Here is a 21,921-nt window from a genome sequence, read left to right as displayed (position 1 = left end):
GCACCTTAATAAAACAAAAAAAACAGTGACTTAACACTGGTTAAATCACTACCTTTATCAATCACCAACACCATTTATCATAGAGCCCATAAATTTAGAGCTAGTGCCATATGCCATCAACTCTAAAAATGATACAGCCCTTTTGTCTACATCATTTAAAAGGTGTTGATAGCAACATTCGCAAGCCACCAACACCAAATAGTATAGAACCATTTATTGACACGCAAAAAGCGCCGGATAACCGACGCTTTCTTTCTTATAATTTTGCAATTGTTTCTTCAACTAAAGCAATCACTTCATCAACTGTTGAACATTCGTTAACCGCTTTTTCAGCCATCACTTTCATTTCAGCTGCATCTAATTTTTTCATTAAACTACGTGTTTTTAAGACACTTGACGCGCTCATTGAGAACTCGTCTAATCCTAAACCAACTAATAACGGCACAGCTGTTTGGTCACCAGCCATCTCGCCACACATACCTGCCCATTTACCTTCTGCATGAGCTGAATCGATAACGTGTTTAATTAATGTTAAAATTGATGGATTGTATGGTTGGTACAAGTAAGAAACTTGTTCATTCATACGGTCAGCAGCCATCGTGTATTGGATCAAGTCGTTTGTTCCAATACTGAAGAAATCAACTTCTTTAGCGAATTGGTGCGCTAATACAGCTGCCGCTGGAATTTCAATCATGATACCCACTTGAATATCAGATGACACACTCACACCTTCACTCATCAATTCTGCTTTTACTTCTTCTAAAATCGCTTTTGCTGAACGGAATTCTTGTACTGTTGCAATCATTGGGAACATGATACGTAATAAACCATGAACAGACGCACGTAACAACGCACGCAATTGTGTTTTAAACATATCTTTTTGATCCAATGAAATACGAATCGCACGATACCCTAAGAATGGGTTCATTTCATGTGGTAATTGTAAGTATGGTAACTCTTTATCCCCACCAATGTCCATTGTACGAACAACAACAGGTTTACCGTCCATACCTTCTAAAACCGCTTTATACGCTTCATACTGCTCGTCTTCTGTTGGGAATTCAGCAGAGTCCATGTATAAAAATTCTGTACGGTATAAACCGACACCTTCCGCACCGTTTGCATGCACACCTTTTAAGTCTTTTGGTGTACCAATGTTTGCAGCAATTTCAAAATGTTTGCCATCTTTTGTAACAGTTGGTTCGTTTTTCAACATTTCCCATTCTGCTTTTTGATCAGCAAACGCTTTTGCTTTCGCTTCGTATTCTGTAATTTCCGCTTCACTTGGGTTGATTAACACATTACCGTCTAAACCGTCAATGATTAAAACATCTCCGTTTTCAACTTCTTGTGTTATTGTACCTGTTCCAACAATTGCTGGAATTTCCAATGAACGCGCCATAATTGCAGAGTGAGATGTACGTCCGCCAATATCTGTGATAAAGCCTTTTACAAACTCACGATTTAATTGTGCAGTATCACTTGGTGTTAAGTCACGTGCCACAACAATCACTTGCTCTTTAATTGTTGCAGGACTTGGTAACTGTACACCTAATAAATTCGCTAATACACGTTTTGTAACGTCGCGAATATCCGCTGCACGCTCTTGCATGTAAGCATTGTCTGTCATTGATTCAAACAACGCAACAAACATATCTGCCACTTCTTTTAAACCAGCTTCAGCATTTACAGATTTTCCTTTAATAGTTGTTTGAATTTGTTCAACTAATTCTGGATCACCCAATACCAATAAGTGCGCTTCAAAAACTTGTGCTTCTTTTGGTCCTAAGTTTGCTAAAGCAACGTCACGAATGGCTTCGATTTCTGATTTAGATTGTGCTAACGCTACATCTAAACGATCTAATTCTGCTTGAACATCAGATACTTCACGTGTTTGGAAAGATAAATCTGGTTCAATTAAACGATAGGCCTTTGCAACCGCAACCCCATCACTTGCCGCAATACCTGTTAAGTGTTTTGCCATATTAGTTTGTTAATCCTTCTTTCTTCATTGCTTCGTCAATTGCTGCCATTGCGTCAACTTCATCAGCACCTTCACATGTGATTACCACATCTGCACCTTGACCAACACCTAAAGACATAACGCCCATAATTGATTTTAAGTTTACTGAACGTCCTTTATATTCTAAGTTAATATCAGAAGCAAATTTGCTTGCTGCTTGTACTAATAATGTTGCTGGACGTGCGTGGATTCCTGTTTCCGCTACTACGTGATATTCTCTTTTTTCCATGATAAAAGTCTCCTTTTATAATATATATTATTGTTTCGAGCATTTGCCCATTACTTCACCATTCTATCACGTTTCCAATTCACACTCAACACTTTTGTAAGGGATTACCATTGTTGTATACCTTTGTTTTCATTTACGGCATTTCATTTTCAAAAACCTTTTTCAAAACGTTACGATAAATAGACGTCTTCTATTTTTTAGCACAAAAATGTATCCGCTTTATTGAAAAAGAGAATGAAAACAGAAATTTCATGTCATCAAACAGGTTTTATCAATAGCAGACAACTTTGGGTGTATCATTTTTAAGGTGGCAACCATATATCATCAACCCTAACGCTATAAACCATCACCCTTAACGCCATTAGGCATAAACCTTTTAAACATCACACATCATTATTTATACGCTACACTCTTATTTTAACAAAACAACAAATTCATAACCGCCACTCATTTCAAGCAAGCAAATGACCACACAAAAACCGCCTATTGCTAGGCGGTTCGAATGGATTGATTAATCTTTTGAAACAAATTTTTCATTGAATAAAGGACTTACAGATAAGTTGTTGTGAATACGTCTAATCGCTTCAGCCAACAATTTACTTACTGATACCGTTACAATTTTATCGCTTTGTTTATCCTCATTTAACTGAATAGAGTCTGTGACAATAACTTCTTTAATGACAGAATCATTTAAGCGTTCTACTGCCGAACCAGATAAAATGGCATGCGTACAACAAACGTACACTTCTTTTGCACCACCGATTTCTTTAAGCGCTCGAGCACCCAATGTAATGGTTCCTGCCGTATCAATCATGTCGTCAATGACGATACAAGTTTTACCTTCAACATTACCAATGATATTCATAACTTCAGCAACGTTTTCTTTTGGACGGCGTTTATCAATAATTGCCAATGGCGCATGTAAAAATTCTGCTAATTTACGTGCACGTGTTACCCCACCATGATCGGGAGAAACAACGACAACATCACTAAATGTGGCAGGTCTTTCTAAGAAATAGTTCGCTAATAATGGCGCACCGAATAGGTGATCCACAGGAATATCAAAGAAACCTTGAATTTGTGCGGCATGTAAATCTAATGTAATGACACGGTCTGCACCTGCATGTGTAATCATGTTGGCTACTAATTTAGCTGTAATTGGCTCACGAGATTGCGCTTTACGTTCTTGACGTGCGTAGCCGTAATACGGAATAACAACCGTAATGGTTTTAGCACTTGCACGACGTAACGCATCCATCATAATTAACAATTCCATTAAATTGTCATTTACAGGATGAGAAGTAGATTGCACGATGTAAACATCGCCACCACGAATACTTTCATCAATGTTGATTTTAATTTCTCCATCACTAAAATGTGAAACCGTCAACTTTCCTAACTTTGTACCTAAAGCATCAGCAATTTTTTCTGCTAACGGTTCATTTGAACTTAACGAAAAAATTTTAAACGATGAATCGGTAATGTGTCCCATGTCCATTTCCTCCGATAAAAAGAGTATTTTATTTTGTACTCTCATCTTACTACTTTTTATATTTTTTTTCTAGACTAATTTAACCTTTTATTGATTTTTCATGTACGGCAATGACGAAACATAATCTTCTTTATTTTCTTGTCTACTCCGTGCAATCGCCAATGCGTTAGCGGGTACATCTTTTGTAATGGTTGATCCTGCGGCAATAAAGGCACCTTGTCCAATTTCAACAGGCGACACAATATTCGCATTACAGCCAATAAAACTATCATCACCAATAGTGGAATGATGTTTATATTTACCATCGTAATTTACAATAATTGTTCCGCAACCGATATTGATACGTTCGCCTAAAGTGGCATCTCCGATATACGTTAAATGACCCATTTTGGTGTCGTCACCAATTGTTGAATTTTTAACTTCCACAAAATTACCGACGTGAACACGTTTACCTAAACGACTGTTTGGACGAATGTGCGCCATCGGACCAACATCTGCCCCTTTATCAATATAAGATTGTTCAATACTTGATGAGCGAACCGACACATTATCTTCAAGTGTACTATCGATAATCTCACTATTCATTGACACAAAACAATTTTTACCAATACGCGTTTTTCCTTTCAAAAACACACCCGGTTCGATAACCGTATCTTCACCAATAACAACACGTGATTCAATATAAGTGTTGTCCGGATCAACTAAAGTTACACCATTTAACATATGCTCGCGGTTAATGCGTTTTTGCATAATGTTTTGAGCTTGTGCTAAAGCTACACGGTCGTTGACACCCAAACTTTCACTAAAATCGCTCAACTGATATGCCGTTACGATTTCTCCACGATTTTTTAACAACTCAATGACATCGGGCAAATAATACTCCCCTTGCGCATTGTTGTTCGTCACTTCTTCTAACACTTCAAATAACAACGCGTTGTCGAACACGTACGTTCCCGTATTGATTTCTTTAATGGCTAACTCTTCCGTGGTGGCATCTTTATGCTCAACGTTTTTCACGACAAACCCATTTTCATCACGCACAACACGACCATATCCCGTTGGGTCATCAGCAATTGCCGTTAAAATGGTTGCTTTAGCGTTTTGAGCGTGGTGGAAATGCATCGCTTCTTGAATAGTGCGCTCCGTAATTAATGGTGTATCACCACATAAAACAATTGTGACACCTTCTTGATTAGCTAACATCGGTTTAGCTTGTTTTACGGCATGACCCGTTCCAAGCTGTTCTTTTTGCAGTGCATATTGCACACGATCTTGTAAAAGCTCTTTAACGGCATCTGCACCATATCCAACAACGGTTACAATTTTATCTGCACCAGCCAATTCAACTTGTTTGACCACATGTTCAACCATTGGTTTACCACAAACTGGATGCAACACTTTATACAGTTTTGATTTCATACGCGTGCCTTTTCCTGCCGCTAAAATAATTGCAAATTTATTCATTTGAACGCTCCTTTAATCTTCTAGGGGTATTATACATGATTTTAATGAATTTATCATCACTGATCATCGTCTACCTAATGCTTATACGACGACAAGTACAAGCAATATACTGATTTTTTAGCAATAATACGCACTATCGTTTACCCTACTTTAAATCATTCATTTAATAACATTGTCCACGCACAATGACATGACTACAATGTGGATACCCCCCTATTTTGATGCAGTCATCATTTTTGTGATTGTATAAATTGTTTATACCACGCAAAGCTATCTTTTTTGTATCGCTTATACGTGCCGTTACCGTAATTATCGGCATCGACATACACCACACCATAACGCTTATCCATTTCACACGAACCGGCAGATACAATATCAATAATTCCCCAAGCGATATAGCCGAACACATCGACGTTATCTTCGTGTTTCGCTTTCATGATTTCATCAAAATGCGATTTAAAATAATCGATACGGTATTCATCATGAACTTTCCCATCAGCTGTCAATTCATCTTTTGCGCCTAACCCATTTTCACAAATGAGAACGGGCTTTTGATAACGATCGTACGCCTTATTTAGTGTTGTGCGTAAACCAACTGGGTCAATTTGCCAACCCCATTCGCTTGCTACTAAATACGGATTTTTAGTTGTTACGACTAAATTGCCCGCCGTCTTTGGCGCTTCATCAATCGAAATGACACTTGATGAATAGTATGAAAAGGACATAAAATCACACGAATAGTTTTGCAGTAATTCTCGTTCCTCATCGCTAAACTCTAACGCAACATCATGTTTTTTAAAAAATGGCGTCATGTAATAAGGGTACTTGCCGTTCATCAAGACATCTGCACAAAACCATTGATTGATTTGTTCTTCTTGTACCATTTTTAAATTTTCTTGTGGCTTTGCACTCATTGGGTAGTAACAAAAACACGCAATCATCGCACCAAATTGCCCACGTATTCCCATTTCACGTGCTTGCTTAATGGCACGGGCATTCGCTACAAATTGATTGTGCAACGATTGAAAAACATCTTGATAACGATAAGGGGTTTGCGCATCTTCACGAATTAACCCCGTCCCATTAAACGGACTGAAAAATCCCGTATTAATTTCGTTAAACGGCAACCAATAATCAACGGCATGCCCCCAGCGTTTAAAAATAAACGTGATATAACGCATATAAAAATCAATCATGCGTTTACTTTTCCAACCGCCATACGTTTCAACTAAATATAACGGCACTGCATAATGTGTTACCGATAAAAAAATTTTAATGTGATGTTGTGTTAAAAAATTAAAAATACGATCATAATACGCCACGCCCACAGGGTCCGGCACTAATTCATCTCCTTTCGGAAATAAACGTGCCCAAGAAATTGAAAAACGGTAAATATCCAAACCCAATTCCTTAATCAATTCCAAATCTTCTTCAACGTGTCCAAACCCGTCCGTTCCTTTACGAAACGGATAATAGTATGTCGATTGTATATTTTTCGCCTCATCGATGACCTGACGCGTCAATAAACGGGTCGCCGTCGTGGCATTGTTCGTACGCGGTAAGTAAGGACGACAATCTTGCGTATCCATACCTTTACGACCATCAAATCCTCCTTCATACTGTGCCGATGATGTCGCACCACCCCACAAAAAGTTTTTCATGTTTCCCCTCCTTAAAACAACAAAATAAACAACACTTTACTTTATTTTAACACAGAAAGAATAACCTTTTCATAACAGAGTGATTTTTATAAAGATTTTTTAGAAAGTTAAACATAGCGCTAAAAAACAGACAAAAAATTAAATGCCTCACTATTGGACAAAATAAAAAGCATCTAGAATTATCTAAATGCTTGAAATTGTATATTCTTTAACTTTAAAATCCAATTTATCTTTAATTTTTTCAAATAGCAAAATTGTTTCATTGGGAGTATTTTTATCAAACGTCAAAATAACACCATCTTCAGTATACTCTACCGCAGACACCCATTTATCTATTTTTTTAAAATAAATTAAAGTTTCTTTTTGTGGTATAGTCATTATGTCCATCGTAACACGCCTTTCACCAATTCTACCAAACGGGCATCTTCAACGTTACTATTTAAAACAATAACATCTGCAACTAATTCATTTATATTTCCTTTAGAAAATGCCGATTTTACATTCACACTAATTTTACTTAAGTATTGTCCATCTATAAACAATTGTTTTTTTACATAACTAAATAATTTTGAATCTAATTCATGTTTTGCTTGTTCAACGTTATTATACCGCTTTTCATTTGCTCTGTAAAACGCTTTCGCAATACCAAACAAAAAGTTTTTCATGTTTCCCCTCCTTAAAACAACAAAATAAAAAGCACCTAGAATTATCTAAGTGCTATACGAATATAACTGTTTGACCAACCTTTAATTCTTGTGTTTTTTCAATAAAAATATCAATATCACTTGAAATTGGAACACCTTTAATTTTATGGAAATTAATTCCATCAACTGTTATAGTTTTTCCCATCACACGACTTGGTATTTTGCTATAAAAACTAACAATTGTTCCGACTGGAGTTTGAATAATCTCTTTAATTTTCATATTTCTTTAACTCCTTTTTCAAAATTTTAAATTGCGTTCTGTATACTGTATTTCCACTACAGGTATATTATACCTTTTAGACAAAGAAAGCAAATAGTGTTGCGCTTCTTTTTCACGTTTAATTGTAACGACTAGCACGCTTTTGTATCAAAACTATTTCATGCAAATAACTATCGTTAACGATGTTTCTTAAATGCTTCGTTCACAAGTTAGTATCATTTTCAGACATATACGTCATAAACGCATCAATTTTTTCTAATCTATCGACTTTTCAATACGATTCGCAGATGTTGCACTGTCCATATCTGATAAATTAACAATAATTTGAAATAATTCTAATAAATTTATGAAACCAAAAAGAGAGAACCTTTTAAGATTCTCTCTAAAACTATTGATTTTATGACTTTTTAAAATCTTTAGATACTTATAAAAACACACTCTTGAATGCATTTCAAAGACTAAATTCATTAATCATCATTTAAAGTCATTTCTTATTGTTTTCATCATCTACTCACTAACATCAGTTAGTACATCAACAACATTTCCTGTCGATAATATCACAATATACGCATGTGTCACTTTTTTTCCTAAGCTTGCTTCTAATGCGCGCACATACGTTGTTAGCTGTACACGATAACGTGCAACAACATCATCTTGCGTAATGTTTCCGCCTACATAATCTGTTTTGTAATCAAATAACACAACGCCATCTGGTGTTTCATAATACCCGTCCACAATACCGTGAACCAGTACATCCGATTGATTCTCTTCCAATTGAGAAAACAGTTCCTTACCTTGAACAAGTAATGAAAATGGTACTTCAACACGTAACGTGTGTGCATGTTTTTTCATATCGTTTGCTAAGTCGGTACCAAAAAAACGCAACACATTGAAGTAATTGATTTTATCCGCTACATTTTGTTGTAAAACACCTTTTGCCACCAACTGATTGGCTTGTGATTGTAACGACGCCATCGTCACTTCTTGCGTCATATCCATACTTTGTAATAAAACGTGTGTTGCCGTTCCAATCATCGCCGGTGTAACAACTTCTTGTGACACCATAAATTTAGGTTTGGCAAAATCGTTTGTCACAAAGCGATACGTCGGGTTATCCAATTCCATTAAAATCGGGTCTTCATATAAACGTTTCAATTCCGACACCGACTGATAACTCGTTGTTTTTGTAGTGTTTTCAAATGGATAATCCCCCGTTAAATTTGATAGTGTTTGCTCTAATATACCTTGTTGGCTTTTTGATGATACAACACTTTCTTTCTGCACAGCAGACATCGGATTCACTTTAAAATCAGATACATTATAAAATTCATAATGAAATTTTGCTGGATGGTTTTTTAAACTATTTGGAATATACGCATGCGTCACAAAATCATTGCGATGATGTTCATGACGGACAAGCGCCATACTAATCCAATCAAATGCCGTTACACTGCTTTTTTCACGTTTACCTTGGGGTAAAAAGAGATGCGGATAATCTTGTAAAAAATCAAATTGTTCAAAATAGTGTTGACGGGATTTAGCACGTCCTACTAGAATCAATTTTTCTTTAGCACGTGTGAGTGCCACATATAATTTACGCATTTCTTCTGCCAATAATTGACGACGTTTAAACCATTTCATGCCCGTATGTGCCAATGTTTGATATTTCCATTTTTTGACAACATCAAAATCGTACGTCCCTACACCAAATTCTTCGGTAAAAATACTATCCCCTTTAATGTCTTGTAAATTGAATTGTTTTGCCAAGTCCATACAATAGACAATCGGAAATTCCAAACCTTTACTAGCGTGTATCGTCATGACACGTACGGCATTTTCACCTTGTGATAAAAGTGGCACTTGCGCAATGTCTTTATCTCTTTCTTGCATGCGTTCAATAAATTGAACAAACTGAAATAACCCTTTAAAGCGTGTTTGTTCGTACGCTTTAGCCGTATCATAAAGCGCATGTAAATTGGCTTGTCGTTGGACGCCTCCCGGCAGACCGCTAACAAAATCTAAAAATAAGGTTTGATCGTAAATATCCCAGATGAGCGCAACAATACTTTCTTTATTTGCCATATATCGCCAGCGACGCAAGCGCTCAATAAATACCGTCACTTTTTCAAATAAGGCATCATGAAATGCGTTCTGCTGTACACCACCGACACGGTAATCGTCCACAAAACGCAATAGCGCGCGGTAATAATCAGACGTTTGATCATTAATTCGAATCGCCGCCAACTGCGAATCATCTAAATCAACTAGCGGGGAACGTAAAACGGACACTAACGGAATATCTTGGTACGGATTATCAATAACACGCAAAAGCGATAACATGATCATAATTTCAGTCCGCTTAAAGTAGCTATCGGATTCTTGAATAACAACAGGAATACCATACGTTTCAAAAATCTCTTTAATTTTGACATTGTTTTTCTTCGTTGGAGATAATAGCACAATATCTTGATACGTCGCTTTTCGATTAGCTAAATCAAACCCTTCTGAAATCAAACGATTGATATGATTGGCAACCATATGAATTTCACCTTCCGTTGCAGAATCCACCTCATCATTTTCAGTATCGTCTTGGTCATCATTTTCATAAATCAACACCGACACATCACTATCTTCTTCATTTGGAAAACTCGTATTCCCATGCACAAGCATCGCATCCCCGTCATAATTCATTCCAGACAACACCTCGTCCATAATTTGCTGGAAAATAAGGTTTGTTGCATGAATGACGCTCCCACGTGAACGGAAATTTTCTTTCAGCAAAATGCGAACACCATCGGCGTTATCTTTAGCATACGCGTGATACTTTTCTAAAAACAACTTAGGATCTGCTAAACGAAACGCATAAATTGACTGCTTCACATCCCCTACCATAAACACATTTTTACCATTCGACACCGCTTGAATAATGCTCTCTTGCAAACGGTTCACATCTTGGTATTCATCCACCATAATTTCGTGGAAATGATTTTGATAATACTGCGCCACACTTGATACTTTTCGTGTGTTGTCGTGTTGTAAAGGCATTAAAATATTTAAAGCCAAATGCTCCAAGTCACTGTAGTCCACTAAATTATCTGCTTGTTTTTCTTGTGCATAAAGTTGTGCAAACCGTTTGGTTGCGCGTGCTAATGTTTGAATATTGCCCAATGCCGATTGTAAACGAGCAATTTGTGCTTGTTCATCGGCAAAATAAACCGCTTCGATCACCGATTCAACTATTTTTTTAGATGCGTTACGCAACCCTTTAGCTTTATCAATCGCTTCTTGAAAATCTTCACTATCTTTTATTTTCCCAATCATACGAGCATACTCGTACTGTGTCACAAATTGATAAATGTTGTCATATGTATCGAATTGCTCTAGTTTATCCAACCAAATGGCATAAAACTGACGCTCTTCTTGAAGAAATTGAGTGAGCTTGTCTAGCACTTTTTCACCGGCCAAAGTGTCTATCGCTTCATCGATCATTGTTAAAGCATCCATGACATTTTGTTGAATAAACGGCAACAATAACTCCCGATACAAGACACTTTCGTGAATCGTTGTGACGTAATATATCGTCGCTAAATCGTCTAGCCATTGGTCTGGTGCACTTTTTGAACGTGAAAAATCATATAGTTGAATGATGAGTTCAGCCACTTTTTTATCGGTACGTTTTGTGGCATAACTAAACATCAAACGCATAAAATCTTCATCGTCGCTCATCTCATTCACAATCATTTCATAGACACTTTCTTTCATTAACGAAATTTGTGTTTCATCCGTCAACATTTGAAAAACGGGATCCATGTGAATGTGTTCAAAGTGACGTGCAATCAACTTGGAACAAAAAGCATGAATGGTACTGATTTGTGCTTGCGGTAATAACGTTAATTGCTCTTGCAAATGATCGACTAAAGCATCATTTTTAAGGTCGATTTGTGCATTAATTTCTTTTTTTATGGCAGATTCAATACGCTCTTTCATTTCTAACGTTGCCGCATCGGTAAACGTACAGACTAATAATTGATCAACACGAACCCCTTTTTTTAATTTTTCAATAATGCGTCGCGTTAAAACGGTTGTTTTCCCTGATCCAGCAGAAGCCGATACTAGTATATTTGTACCGGTTAAATGAACTGCTTGCCATTGCGAATCTGTAAATTGCTCATTTTGTGGTTTTTCTGGAATACAACTAATCATGCACTTCACCTACTTTTTGTTGAATTTTCATTAAAATATCATCGTACGTGTTCGGTTTTTCAAAACGACGATAACGGTTTGTTGATTGTGTTGCGTCAAACAAAGAAATACTCCGATATTCATTTAATGACGGAATATACGGCGAATTTTCAATCGGATAAAGCGAAATATCGCCCGATAAAATGCGGTGACCCGCCTCTTTGATTTTTGCCATTAAATAATTAAATAACAGTGGTAATTGCGTTGTCTCAAAAATAAACGGTTGATTTTTAACATACTCTCCTTTTGTTGTCAAACGTGCATGATAAATCGCTTGATTGTCATCAAGTTCTTTTAACACCTGACTTGGTGACACAATTAACCCTTTTTGTTTCATCATCAATCGTTCTTCATCTACCTGTTGTGCCATTTGATACTCAAAATTCACTTCCCGATAAAACGCTCCAATCGGATGTTTATCTTTCGCAAAATAGGCATTTGCCACATATAAGTAGGTCATTAACTGTAACGACACACCTTCATAAAATTGTTCCAATTTAAATTGACGGTCACTTGATTTATAATCAACAACGCTATAATAGTGATCATTTGCATCTAATCGGTCAATAATCCCACGCAAATGTACCGCCGTTTTTGAATCAATTGGTATTGGTGGCACACTTAACATGCCCGCTTGTGCTTGTGTGCCAAATCGCATTTCTGTTGCGATAGTGTTTAATGATGTCATTTGATTTTGTCGATACAATTCCATTATCGTTTGTTGCAACGTTTCTTCAATCAAGCGTTTAGAAAATTGCATGGATTTCGTACGATTAAACACTTGATTTTGTGGTAAATCAAAGGTTCTATTGAGTTCCTGTTGTGTCAAATGCACCACATCGTCTAACGTTAAATTACGTAACTGTTTATTTTCTTTTAAAATATTTTGATGAATACCATCTAGTACCGCATGAAAAACATTTCCGATGTTGGCGGCACTTAATTCTAGCGTTGCACGCTCTTTTAATTTCAAGCCATATTTCAAAAAATGACTAAACGGATCTCCAAAATAACTTTCTAATTGTGAAATTGATAAATGCAATTGCCCTTGATACAATTGTTGCGCATTGATGAGTGGTTTTGGCTGATTCGTGTACTGCAAACTCGTCTTTAAAAATGCAAACCACTTCGCTAATTTAGGGGATTGTTCAATACCCTGTATCACTTTTTTGGATACATTCGTATCTAACGGTGACGCTTCTACATTGAGTGAACGCACGATTTGGCGTACCGCCATTTTACCAACACCAATCAGTTGATTAAAATCAATTGTCGGTGTATCAAAATGATTGGCTAATAAGTGCATATAGGCGGATTGACTCGATGAAGCCGTAGCGAATATAAACACTTTTTCTAGCGCACTCACCCACACATTCATCGCCACAAAAGGCTCGACACGTGTGCGGTAGTTACTACTTAAATCTAAATAGGTATCTTGTGAAAAATACGGTTGTAGCGCACCGATGTCATCTTGTGACAATAACGATTGTTGATCGTACATTTTTGGGAATTGAGTTGGTTGTGCACCAATGACAAACACCATTTTTTTAGGCGACAATCGTTTTCCATCAACACTGGCAACATTCACTTGATCAAGACTTGCCGGCACTAAATTAAACTCCGATTGTTCAAATCCGGTAATTAACACACGGTAAAACATTTCTTTATCAAACGATACATCTCCTAAAACAAGAACAAATTCATCTAAGAGTTGCACAAACGTTGTCCACGCTTGTTCTTGTTTTTTCCCACGTTCCAATTCTCCAAGTGCAATAAAATCATCGCGCCATTTTAATAACGTTTGAGGCACCTTTAATTCCAATAAAAACTGGTATAAAAGGCTAGCGGCTTCTTTCATGGTTTGGGCACTTTTTAATTGTTCAAAAAACGGTACAACACATTTTAAAAATGCTTGTCGTATCGCTTCATTTTCCCATTCGTCCGCTTTAAACCACCATCCGCCTGAATAACCGTTGGCTAGCAACTCATTTTCTAACAAATCTACCGCATCACTGGTGGCAAATGGCGGTAAATACGTTTTCAAAAATCGCATCACATCGTTATATTGATAATACCGTTTTTCAATGTCGTAAAGGCTGGCAATACATTCGATGAGCGGGTGTAAACTCATTGCTGAAGCATTATCAAAAAACAACGGAATTCGACTTTCTTTGAAAATCGGCTCCAATAACGTTTCGTAATCTTCAACTTGGCGCATTAAAACGTAAAAATCATTGTAACGATACCCTTTTTCGTGCACATAATATGAAATTAATTTCGCAACCGCTTCTACTTCTTCATACTTTGTCGCAAACGTGTGTAACATCAAATCGTCATTGGGCATTTTTTCAAGAGACACACTTTTATTCGAATACGTGTCTTCCCAAAACGTCAACAACGCCTGCATTCCTTTTGAATAGTTACGCGTCGTGTGCGTTAAATCAACATCAAACGCTACAGGCATTTTTTCCGATGTGGCAAAATGCAATAACTGTTGGTATGTTTGTTGCGGAATATAGCCTAAAGCATCAAATCGCGTCTGTTTAATTTTATGTTTTGGCAGTGGTAACGTGACCACAACTTTTTGACACGCTCGAATAAGGGCATGCACCACTTTTAACTCCATGGCATTAAAGCGTTCGTAACCATGAATATAAACAACCGTCTTAGACAAATCAGTTGCTTGAATGTAATTGACTAATTGTTCATAGAGCTGTTCCGTATCTAAAAATTGATGCGTGATATGCTTTGTGTAAGCATGATATAACAGTGTCAATTCACGCATTTTATTTAAAAGCGCTTCTTGCGATATATCTTTTGGCTGATAGCTTTTTACAAACTGTTCCAATAAATCCGTATCGACATTACCACGACGAAATTGTTGAAACAACTCACTCAAGCGCGTAATAAAGCCTTGCTTTCGGGCTTCCAATTTATAATGTTTTAAATCCTTCTCATGCGTCAATAACACGTAGCGCACAACCATTTCTTGTCCTAAACGACTTAAATGCGGTTTAGACAGTATGCCCGTATCTTTTAAAAACACCCATGACAACCGCGTAAAACTGTACACATTGACATTTAAATTTCCATAAATCGACTCGTTGTGTTGTTGCTGTGCTTTTAACCCGCGAAACATCGCCTTTTCAGCATCGAACTTCATATGGTCTGGTACTAACGTATAGATTTCTACACCATCATTATTGACTAATTGTTGATGAGCGTCTGCAATACACCATTGAAAATGATCTTGTGTTAAATCACCTAAAACAAACTGTAACATGGCAATCTCCTATTTGAGTATGACTTATTGTTATTATACAAAAGTTAAAGCTTGATTTCATCTGTTATTGTGTGTATAATTTTGGAGTTGTTCTTTCATGCTTTATGTATGGACACAAAAACGTGGTTCGAAACCATCCCACGAAAAAAAACTAGGAGGCATTTTTATGCAAAAAAATTTAACAAAACAAATCGTGCTTGCACTCGTTGCAGCAATTTATGTGGCAATGACGGTTTTAGTTGCCCCTATTTCATACGGGCCATTACAGTTTCGTATTTCGGAAACATTAAATCATTTAATGGCTTACAATAAAAAATATATCATCTCGCTTGGCGTTGGTGTATTTTTAGCCAATACCACTTCTCCATTCGGATGGATTGATATGGTATTCGGTACATTAGCAACTTTATTATGTTGCGTCATCTCTATTGTTGCCTTTAAAAAAATAAAAAACGAATTGGCAAGATTAGCGTTTAACATTTTCAACTTTACAGTAATCGGAATGTTACCCATTGCGTTAATTATATTTTTCGTAGATAACAGCGCTAATACAAGTGCATGGGCAATTTATTTCAGCTTGTTACCAAGCCAATTTGTCATTATGTCTATTGGTAGCGTTGCAATGTATATCATCAATAAAACCATTCATTTAAACGATATTGTCTAAATATAAATCGCTAAAAAACACACAACAAAAAGAGCAAATCTTACTTTTGTAAGGCTTGCTCTTTTTTACAACTTACTTTATACCACTTATCCATCAATTTATACCACTTACGCAAAAAGTATATCTTTTTTTACACAGAAAAGATATACTTTTTTATAGATAAGACATGATCATAGTAACACACTAAATTGGTCTATGCTTTTCACAACATAGGAAAGGAGCGTGTATGATTGAAGCTAATTATAGAGTTGGATGAATCTCTTCAAGATATTGAAGTCACGATTAAAACACCTGCATTTAACGAAAATTTTTCTAATTTACAAAAAGCGATTGAGATGAGTACAAAACAAACTTTAAAGTACGTCTTTTACAAAGAAAACAGTGAATATTATATACCAATTTCCGATATACTTTTTTTCGAAACCCAAGACAATATCGTATGTGCCCATACTGAAAAAGATACGTATACCACTAAATTGAAATTATATGAAATCGAATCTAGTATGCCTTTTGACTTTATACGAATTTCTAAATCAACGATTGTCAATACGAAAAAAATTCATGCACTGAATAAGTCTTTTTCGGGGACAAGTACAATTTCTTTTTACAAGACACATAAGCAGGTACATGTGTCTAGACATTACTATAAAGCATTGAAAGATAGATTAAACGAAACGAGGTAACATCATGAAAAAACAATTATGGGGTTTATGCTTTATCACCTTATCAGCATTGGTGATACTACAGTATTTTAAAGTAGTACCCAGTATACCGTTGATGCTCATTATTATCACTGGATTTTTATTCAATTGGTTCGTCCAAAGCATTAGAGGACGTCAATTATTCGGAATTTTTGCATCTTGTGTCATTGGATTTCTAGTATATAATCACGAATTTCAATTGGTCAATATACCGAATTGGACCGTTATACTATCGGCTACTCTAGCCTATATCGGTGTGAACATGCTTTTTGAACAACGTGAACCAAAAAAAATACACATTCATAAAAAAACGAAAAATAAAATCATTCTTGACAGTCATGATTTTAAAGAAATAGATTCTCAAGATACGCATGATGCGCAATCACGACACTATAATCACACCATTTTTGCGAGCACTACAGAATATATCAATACAAATGTAGACTATATGTCGTTTACTTGCTTATTTGGCGAAAGTAAAATATTTTTTGATAATGCTAAAATGGAAGACGACCAAGCATACATTCATGTTAACGCAACTTTTGGAGAAATCAATTTATTCATTCCGAAAAATTGGCAAGTCATCAATAAAGTATCTTGCTTTTTAGGAGAAACTACCCAAGCACAACATCCAAACACTTTTGAAAAAACACTCATTATCGAAGGTAGTGTGCAATTTGCACAATTAAATATCGTGTATATTTAAACAGTGTACAAACACAAAACACAACGTCAATTTTTTACAAATTGATACCTACCCAATCAACCTAAAAAGGTCAGTCGAAACGACTCTATCGTTCTCGACTGACCTTTTTATAATTACCCTAGCATCGTTTGTATTCAGTGGTTTTACGACATAATGACTTAGTGCTTACACCTTTTTCTCCATTATCCAATCGATTTGTTCATCATCGCCAACCCAAAAACTATGTGCGCCATTTTGTTCAAACCCTACTGACTGATAAAAAGCAATCGCTGCCGTATTACGCTCCCATACACCTAACCAAACAGATGTTTTGCCTAACTCTTTGGCTTTAGAGATTGCAAAATCCATCATTTGTTTACCGTATCCTTGGCGTTTAAACGCCACATCCACGTATAAACATTGAATTTCTAGCGTCTGTTCACCCATTTCTTCACTTTGCGCTGTTCCCCAATTCAATTTCAAATAACCCGCAACACCATCATCTACCATCAAAAAGTAATATTGTGATTGATCTTCTTGTAATTCGCGACTCAATTTATCCAAATGGTACGCCGTTTCAACATGCTTTTTCATATCTTCCGCTGTATTATCTTTACCAAATGTGTCCACAAACGTTTTTGAAGCGATGTGTTGTAATGCGCTAACATCTTGTAAAGTACATGGTTTAATCATTGTTTTCTCCAATAGTCTGCTTATTTTTTGCTATACAAATACACTTTTAACAAATGATAAAAGTCTACCGTATATAAAGGCACTTTCAATATAACATACATAGTGCACCTTATATCCGTGCATTTTCAATAAACTATAAAAGGCTTACCTTTCGGAAAGCCTTTTACTACTTGTTATTTATTTAAAGCTTTTTTAGCTTCTTCTACTAACGCTGTAAATGCTTGTGCATCGTTTACCGCTAAGTCAGCTAACATTTTACGGTTTACTTCGATACCTGCAACTTTTAAGCCGTTCATGAACACGCTATAGCTTAAGCCGTTCATGCGAGCCGCTGCATTAATACGTGTAATCCATAATTTACGGAAATCACGTTTTTTCGCACGACGGTCACGGTAAGCGTAAGTGTATGATTTCATTACTTGCTCTTTAGCAGTTTTGAACAATAAATGTTTTGCTCCATAGTAACCTTTAGCTAATTTTAAAATTCTTTTACGACGTCTGCGCGTCACTGTTCCACCTTTAACACGTGGCATAATCAATTCCTCCTTGCGTCATATTCACGTTATCGTGAATAACCAATATTCTCAATTATTAAATATTATTGTAACGATTAACGTAATTGCGCTAATTGTTTGCGGATACGTCTCATATCAGTGATATGTACCATAGTTGCTTTACGGTGTTGACGTCTTTGTTTTTTAGTTTTTCCGTGGAAGCGGTGGCTTCTTTCAGAGTGAGCACGTTTTAATCCTCCGTTACCAGTTCTTTTAAAACGTTTTGCTGATCCGCGGTGAGTTTTTTGTTTTGGCATGTTTACTTCCTCCTGTAAATATCTACTTGTCGCCTTTTGGTGCGAGCATTAAGAACATGCTACGCCCATCCATTTTCGGACGTGATTCAATGCTTGCAATATCTGCTGTTTCGTCGGCATATTTTTCTAAAACACGTTGTCCAATTTCTTTATGTGTAATCGCTCTTCCTTTAAAACGGATAGACACTTTAACTTTGTCGCCTTTTTCTAAGAATTTACGACCATTACGTAACTTCGTTTGGAAGTCATTGTCGTCAATCGTTGGACTTAAACGTACTTCTTTAATGGTTACCACTTTTTGATTTTTACGTGACTCACGCTCACGTTTTTGTTGCTCAAAACGGTATTTCCCATAATCCATAACACGTGCAACAGGCGGTTGTGCATTTGGTGAAACAAGCACTAAATCCATGTTTGAATCGTCAGCAATTTTTAATGCTTGTGCTTTTGACATAACACCTAATTGCTCTCCTGTTTCAGTAATGACACGTAACTCTTTTGCACGAATACCGTCGTTTACCATCATATCTTTTGCGATGATTATCACCTCCGTAATGATTTAACTTCAAACAGAAAAAAAGTGAGTGCACACAGCACCCACCATTCCAATACTAGAATCTCTATTTGCCCAAGGACTATGTCAACTTAGGCGAGAAGTGGGTACTTCTGCTTGTTCGTCTCTAATAATATATCAAAACACGACACACTTGTCAAACGTTTTTTCAGCATTTCTGCTCTATTTCAACAATTATTTTGTGTCTGGACATTGCATTTCTTGACTAAATAACGCTAGCGTCATCGTCTCTAATTTAGCATCTAGCGTTTGTTGAATATCGTCAAATGTATCGACCAATTTATGTTCTATAGATTGACCAAATGGACAATCTTTATTGTTTTGCGAATGGATACTAAATAACTGCCCTGATTTGCCGTTACTTTCCACCGCATAGTAAATATCTTTTAACGTAATACATTCTGGTTCTTTAGCTAATTGTGCTCCACCAACCCCACGTGAAACATGAATAATATCGGCTGACTTTAGCTGTTGCAAAATACGACGAATCACAACCGGATTGACATTTACTGTTTCAGCAAGAATCGCACTTGTTACTTTTTGTTTTTGTTGGTGCAATCCAATAAATACACACACGTGAATGGCAATGGAAAAGCGATTTGAAATTTGCATCGCAGTTCCTCCTTATGTGGCATAGTATACAATAAAACCATTGCCATCACAACTAATTCAACGCACGCTTAACATTACATAGATAGTGTATCACGTCATCAGACATATTTTTTCATTTTATACTGTTCATATATGTTTCGGCTGTATGTTTTTAGGGTTGATGGCATAAGCCACCAACCCTAATTTCATGTAGACAAAAAGGTCGCTTGCGCGACCTTCATTGTTTATCTTAACGACGTTTTTCAGCGATACGAGCTGATTTACCTGACAATGCACGTAAGTAGTACAATTTAGCACGACGTACTTTACCATGGCGAACCACTTCAATTTTCGCTACACGTGGTGTATGAATTGGGAATGTACGTTCCACACCAACACCGTTTGAAATTTTACGTACTGTATATGTTTCACTAATACCAGCACCACGGCGTTTAATAACAACACCTTCAAATAACTGAATACGTTCACGAGTACCCTCTACAACTTTCGCATGAACACGTACTGTGTCACCAGGGCGAAAATCAGGAATATCGTTACGTAATTGATTTTGTGTAATCAATTCAATTAATTTGCTCATTGTTTTTCTCCTTTTCCTGCGAAAATTCTTAAAAGTCTGCACTTCCAGCGGAATAATCTGAATCACGGTGCAATCACACCATTGCATAGTTTACTATTTTTCACCGCGTTTGTAAAGTTATTTTCACCGGAAAATATGCCGCCCATTCAAAACAACACAACTCTAAAACGTTCCTATGAAATGTTAGCGACGCTCTATAGTTTTGGAACCATTCAAAACAACACAGCTCTAAAACTTTAATCAACGCTAATCTTAACCCACCGGAGTTTTGGAACCATTCAAAACAGCACAGCTCTAAAACCCTACTTAGAGTACGGGGGCGCCTGCCGTTTTGGAACCATTCAAAACAACACAGCTCTAAAACGAAAAAGATAAATAAACATCGTCAAATTCAGTTTTGGAACCATTCAAAACAACACAGCTCTAAAACTTTCGGTAACATCACAGAAGTTATCTATACGTTTTGGAACCATTCAAAACAACACAGCTCTAAAACGTCTATCATTCATTAGTAAGTAGATTTTATGTTTTGGAACCATTCAAAGCAACACAGCTCTAAAACTCTGTTATTTGTTCTAATGTGACATGCATTGTTTTGGAACCATTCAAAACAACACAGCTCTAAAACCTCAAATTGTCTTTTCGGTTTATCATCAAACTGCTCATTCTAGCAAAATTTCAGTTTTGAATGGTCTTTTACTTCGATTATAACATATGCATATGATTAACGTTAAAACAATATAATTTCTCTTATAAAATTACGATATTTTTCAATTTTTCTATTATTATATAAATCGCTGAATCTTCAATAAGAATTGTAAAAGATTTTTCGTAGCGTTTTCCTACTCCATATATTTCAATTGTTCTTCTCGTTCTTGTATCAGTACCTTTAATTCGTTTAAATCTTCTTGTGTTGCTTTGTTTCTGATGAAACTTCTCGCTTTACTTCTATCGTTTAAATAATTTCGATGTTCTCTATTCTTTTCGTTCCACCGCTTATCAGCTTCTAATTGTTGTTGTATGTCTTTATAACCTTTTCTTTTTTCTGTCATTCGTCATCATCTCTTTCTATCCATTTGTATATTAAGTAAACAACAAAATATATGAGTATGTATTTCATTCTCTCTTTTAACATGTTATAGTCTTCATAAGGATTTCGAGAGTTTTCACTCTCTTTTCCTTGTAAACAACTACTTAACTTTCTTATGCTTGTCTTGCTTCGATTGTTTTTGTGGTTGTTTTTTTGTCTTTTAAACTTCTACAATAGTTATAATGAATTTACC

At 36.2% G+C, this 21,921-nt stretch carries 20 protein-coding genes, 1 CRISPR repeat array, 1 riboswitch and 1 other annotated feature; of the genes, 3 read left to right on the top strand and 17 right to left on the bottom strand.

From position 1 onward, the window contains the following. Positions 1-256: 256 nt before the first annotated feature. The 10 genes from ptsP to J7S27_01895 form a co-directional block, all read right to left on the bottom strand. Entirely contained in the window at positions 257-1,984 is a 1,728-nt protein-coding gene (gene ptsP / locus J7S27_01940; protein QTU83300.1) for a phosphoenolpyruvate--protein phosphotransferase, read from the bottom strand. 1 nt (position 1,985) lies between these two features. Further along, on the bottom strand, positions 1,986-2,252 hold the full coding sequence (locus J7S27_01935) for a phosphocarrier protein HPr (GenBank protein QTU83299.1): 267 nt from the start codon (positions 2,250-2,252) through the stop codon (positions 1,986-1,988). A 511-nt stretch (positions 2,253-2,763) separates the two neighbouring features. Beyond that, positions 2,764-3,744: a ribose-phosphate diphosphokinase gene (locus J7S27_01930; protein QTU83601.1), complete on the bottom strand. Its 981-nt coding sequence runs from the start codon at positions 3,742-3,744 to the stop codon at positions 2,764-2,766. Between the two features lie 87 nt (positions 3,745-3,831). Next, the gene (gene glmU / locus J7S27_01925; GenBank protein QTU83298.1) at positions 3,832-5,208 is read right to left on the bottom strand and encodes a bifunctional UDP-N-acetylglucosamine diphosphorylase/glucosamine-1-phosphate N-acetyltransferase GlmU; all 1,377 of its coding nucleotides are present in this window, start codon (positions 5,206-5,208) and stop codon (positions 3,832-3,834) included. Between the two features lie 230 nt (positions 5,209-5,438). Further along, complete coding sequence (locus tag J7S27_01920) at positions 5,439-6,869, bottom strand: family 1 glycosylhydrolase (GenBank protein QTU83297.1); 1,431 nt, start codon at positions 6,867-6,869, stop codon at positions 5,439-5,441. Positions 6,870-7,052: 183 nt separating this feature from the next. After that, positions 7,053-7,247 (bottom strand): hypothetical protein, encoded by a 195-nt coding sequence (locus J7S27_01915; GenBank protein QTU83296.1) that lies wholly within the window; start codon positions 7,245-7,247, stop codon positions 7,053-7,055. Beyond that, complete coding sequence (locus J7S27_01910; protein ID QTU83295.1) at positions 7,247-7,534, bottom strand: hypothetical protein; 288 nt, start codon at positions 7,532-7,534, stop codon at positions 7,247-7,249. The genes J7S27_01915 and J7S27_01910 overlap by 1 nt, the downstream gene beginning before the upstream one ends. Positions 7,535-7,586: 52 nt before the next feature. Further along, complete coding sequence (locus tag J7S27_01905) at positions 7,587-7,793, bottom strand: hypothetical protein (GenBank protein ID QTU83294.1); 207 nt, start codon at positions 7,791-7,793, stop codon at positions 7,587-7,589. Positions 7,794-8,300: 507 nt separating this feature from the next. Beyond that, positions 8,301-11,996 carry a helicase-exonuclease AddAB subunit AddA gene (addA, locus tag J7S27_01900; GenBank protein ID QTU83293.1) on the bottom strand — a complete coding sequence of 1,232 codons (3,696 nt, stop codon included), beginning with the start codon at positions 11,994-11,996 and terminating at the stop codon, positions 8,301-8,303. Further along, a complete protein-coding gene (locus J7S27_01895; protein QTU83292.1) occupies positions 11,989-15,318 on the bottom strand; it encodes a PD-(D/E)XK nuclease family protein in 3,330 nt (1,109 codons plus the stop codon). Before J7S27_01895 ends, addA begins: the two co-directional genes overlap by 8 nt. 116 nt (positions 15,319-15,434) lie before the next feature. After that, a riboswitch (PreQ1 riboswitch) is annotated at positions 15,435-15,479 on the top strand. 5 nt (positions 15,480-15,484) lie between these two features. Here J7S27_01895 and J7S27_01890 point away from each other — a divergent pair. The 3 genes from J7S27_01890 (at position 15,485) to J7S27_01880 (ending at position 17,392) form a co-directional block, all read left to right on the top strand. Then, positions 15,485-15,985 (top strand): QueT transporter family protein, encoded by a 501-nt coding sequence (locus J7S27_01890; GenBank protein ID QTU83291.1) that lies wholly within the window; start codon positions 15,485-15,487, stop codon positions 15,983-15,985. Positions 15,986-16,215: 230 nt separating this feature from the next. After that, the gene (locus tag J7S27_01885; protein QTU83290.1) at positions 16,216-16,668 is read left to right on the top strand and encodes a LytTR family transcriptional regulator; all 453 of its coding nucleotides are present in this window, start codon (positions 16,216-16,218) and stop codon (positions 16,666-16,668) included. Between the two features lie 4 nt (positions 16,669-16,672). Further along, positions 16,673-17,392, top strand: coding sequence for a hypothetical protein (locus J7S27_01880; protein ID QTU83289.1), 720 nt, complete (start codon positions 16,673-16,675; stop codon positions 17,390-17,392). 165 nt (positions 17,393-17,557) lie between these two features. Here the strand turns inward: J7S27_01880 and J7S27_01875 are convergent, their stop codons facing one another. The 7 genes from J7S27_01875 to J7S27_01845 all read right to left on the bottom strand — a co-directional run bounded on the left by J7S27_01875 (position 17,558) and on the right by J7S27_01845 (position 21,690). Beyond that, complete coding sequence (locus J7S27_01875) at positions 17,558-18,064, bottom strand: GNAT family N-acetyltransferase (GenBank protein ID QTU83288.1); 507 nt, start codon at positions 18,062-18,064, stop codon at positions 17,558-17,560. A gap of 173 nt (positions 18,065-18,237) precedes the next feature. Further along, on the bottom strand, positions 18,238-18,597 hold the full coding sequence (gene rplT, locus J7S27_01870; protein ID QTU83287.1) for a 50S ribosomal protein L20: 360 nt from the start codon (positions 18,595-18,597) through the stop codon (positions 18,238-18,240). Between the two features lie 77 nt (positions 18,598-18,674). Continuing rightward, positions 18,675-18,875, bottom strand: a complete 201-nt coding sequence (rpmI, locus tag J7S27_01865; protein QTU83286.1) for a 50S ribosomal protein L35 — start codon at positions 18,873-18,875, stop codon at positions 18,675-18,677. A 22-nt stretch (positions 18,876-18,897) separates the two neighbouring features. Then, the gene (infC, locus tag J7S27_01860) at positions 18,898-19,419 is read right to left on the bottom strand and encodes a translation initiation factor IF-3 (protein ID QTU83600.1); all 522 of its coding nucleotides are present in this window, start codon (positions 19,417-19,419) and stop codon (positions 18,898-18,900) included. A gap of 22 nt (positions 19,420-19,441) precedes the next feature. Continuing rightward, positions 19,442-19,553 (bottom strand) — a sequence feature (ribosomal protein L20 leader region). Between the two features lie 70 nt (positions 19,554-19,623). Continuing rightward, on the bottom strand, positions 19,624-20,061 hold the full coding sequence (locus J7S27_01855) for an Rrf2 family transcriptional regulator (GenBank protein ID QTU83285.1): 438 nt from the start codon (positions 20,059-20,061) through the stop codon (positions 19,624-19,626). Positions 20,062-20,290: 229 nt separating this feature from the next. Next, positions 20,291-20,638, bottom strand: a complete 348-nt coding sequence (gene rplS / locus J7S27_01850) for a 50S ribosomal protein L19 (protein QTU83284.1) — start codon at positions 20,636-20,638, stop codon at positions 20,291-20,293. Positions 20,639-20,771: 133 nt separating this feature from the next. Beyond that, positions 20,772-21,266: a CRISPR direct-repeat array (repeat unit 36 nt; unit sequence GTTTTGGAACCATTCAAAACAACACAGCTCTAAAAC). Positions 21,267-21,480: 214 nt separating this feature from the next. Beyond that, positions 21,481-21,690 (bottom strand): hypothetical protein, encoded by a 210-nt coding sequence (locus tag J7S27_01845; GenBank protein ID QTU83283.1) that lies wholly within the window; start codon positions 21,688-21,690, stop codon positions 21,481-21,483. Between the last annotated feature and the right edge of the window lie 231 nt (positions 21,691-21,921).

The organism is Carnobacteriaceae bacterium zg-C25 (assembly GCA_017945845.1).
GTDB lineage: Bacteria > Bacillota > Bacilli > Lactobacillales > Aerococcaceae > WM01.
The sequence above is the reverse complement of the archived record's forward strand: the minus strand, read 5'-3'. Positions and strand labels throughout refer to the sequence as shown.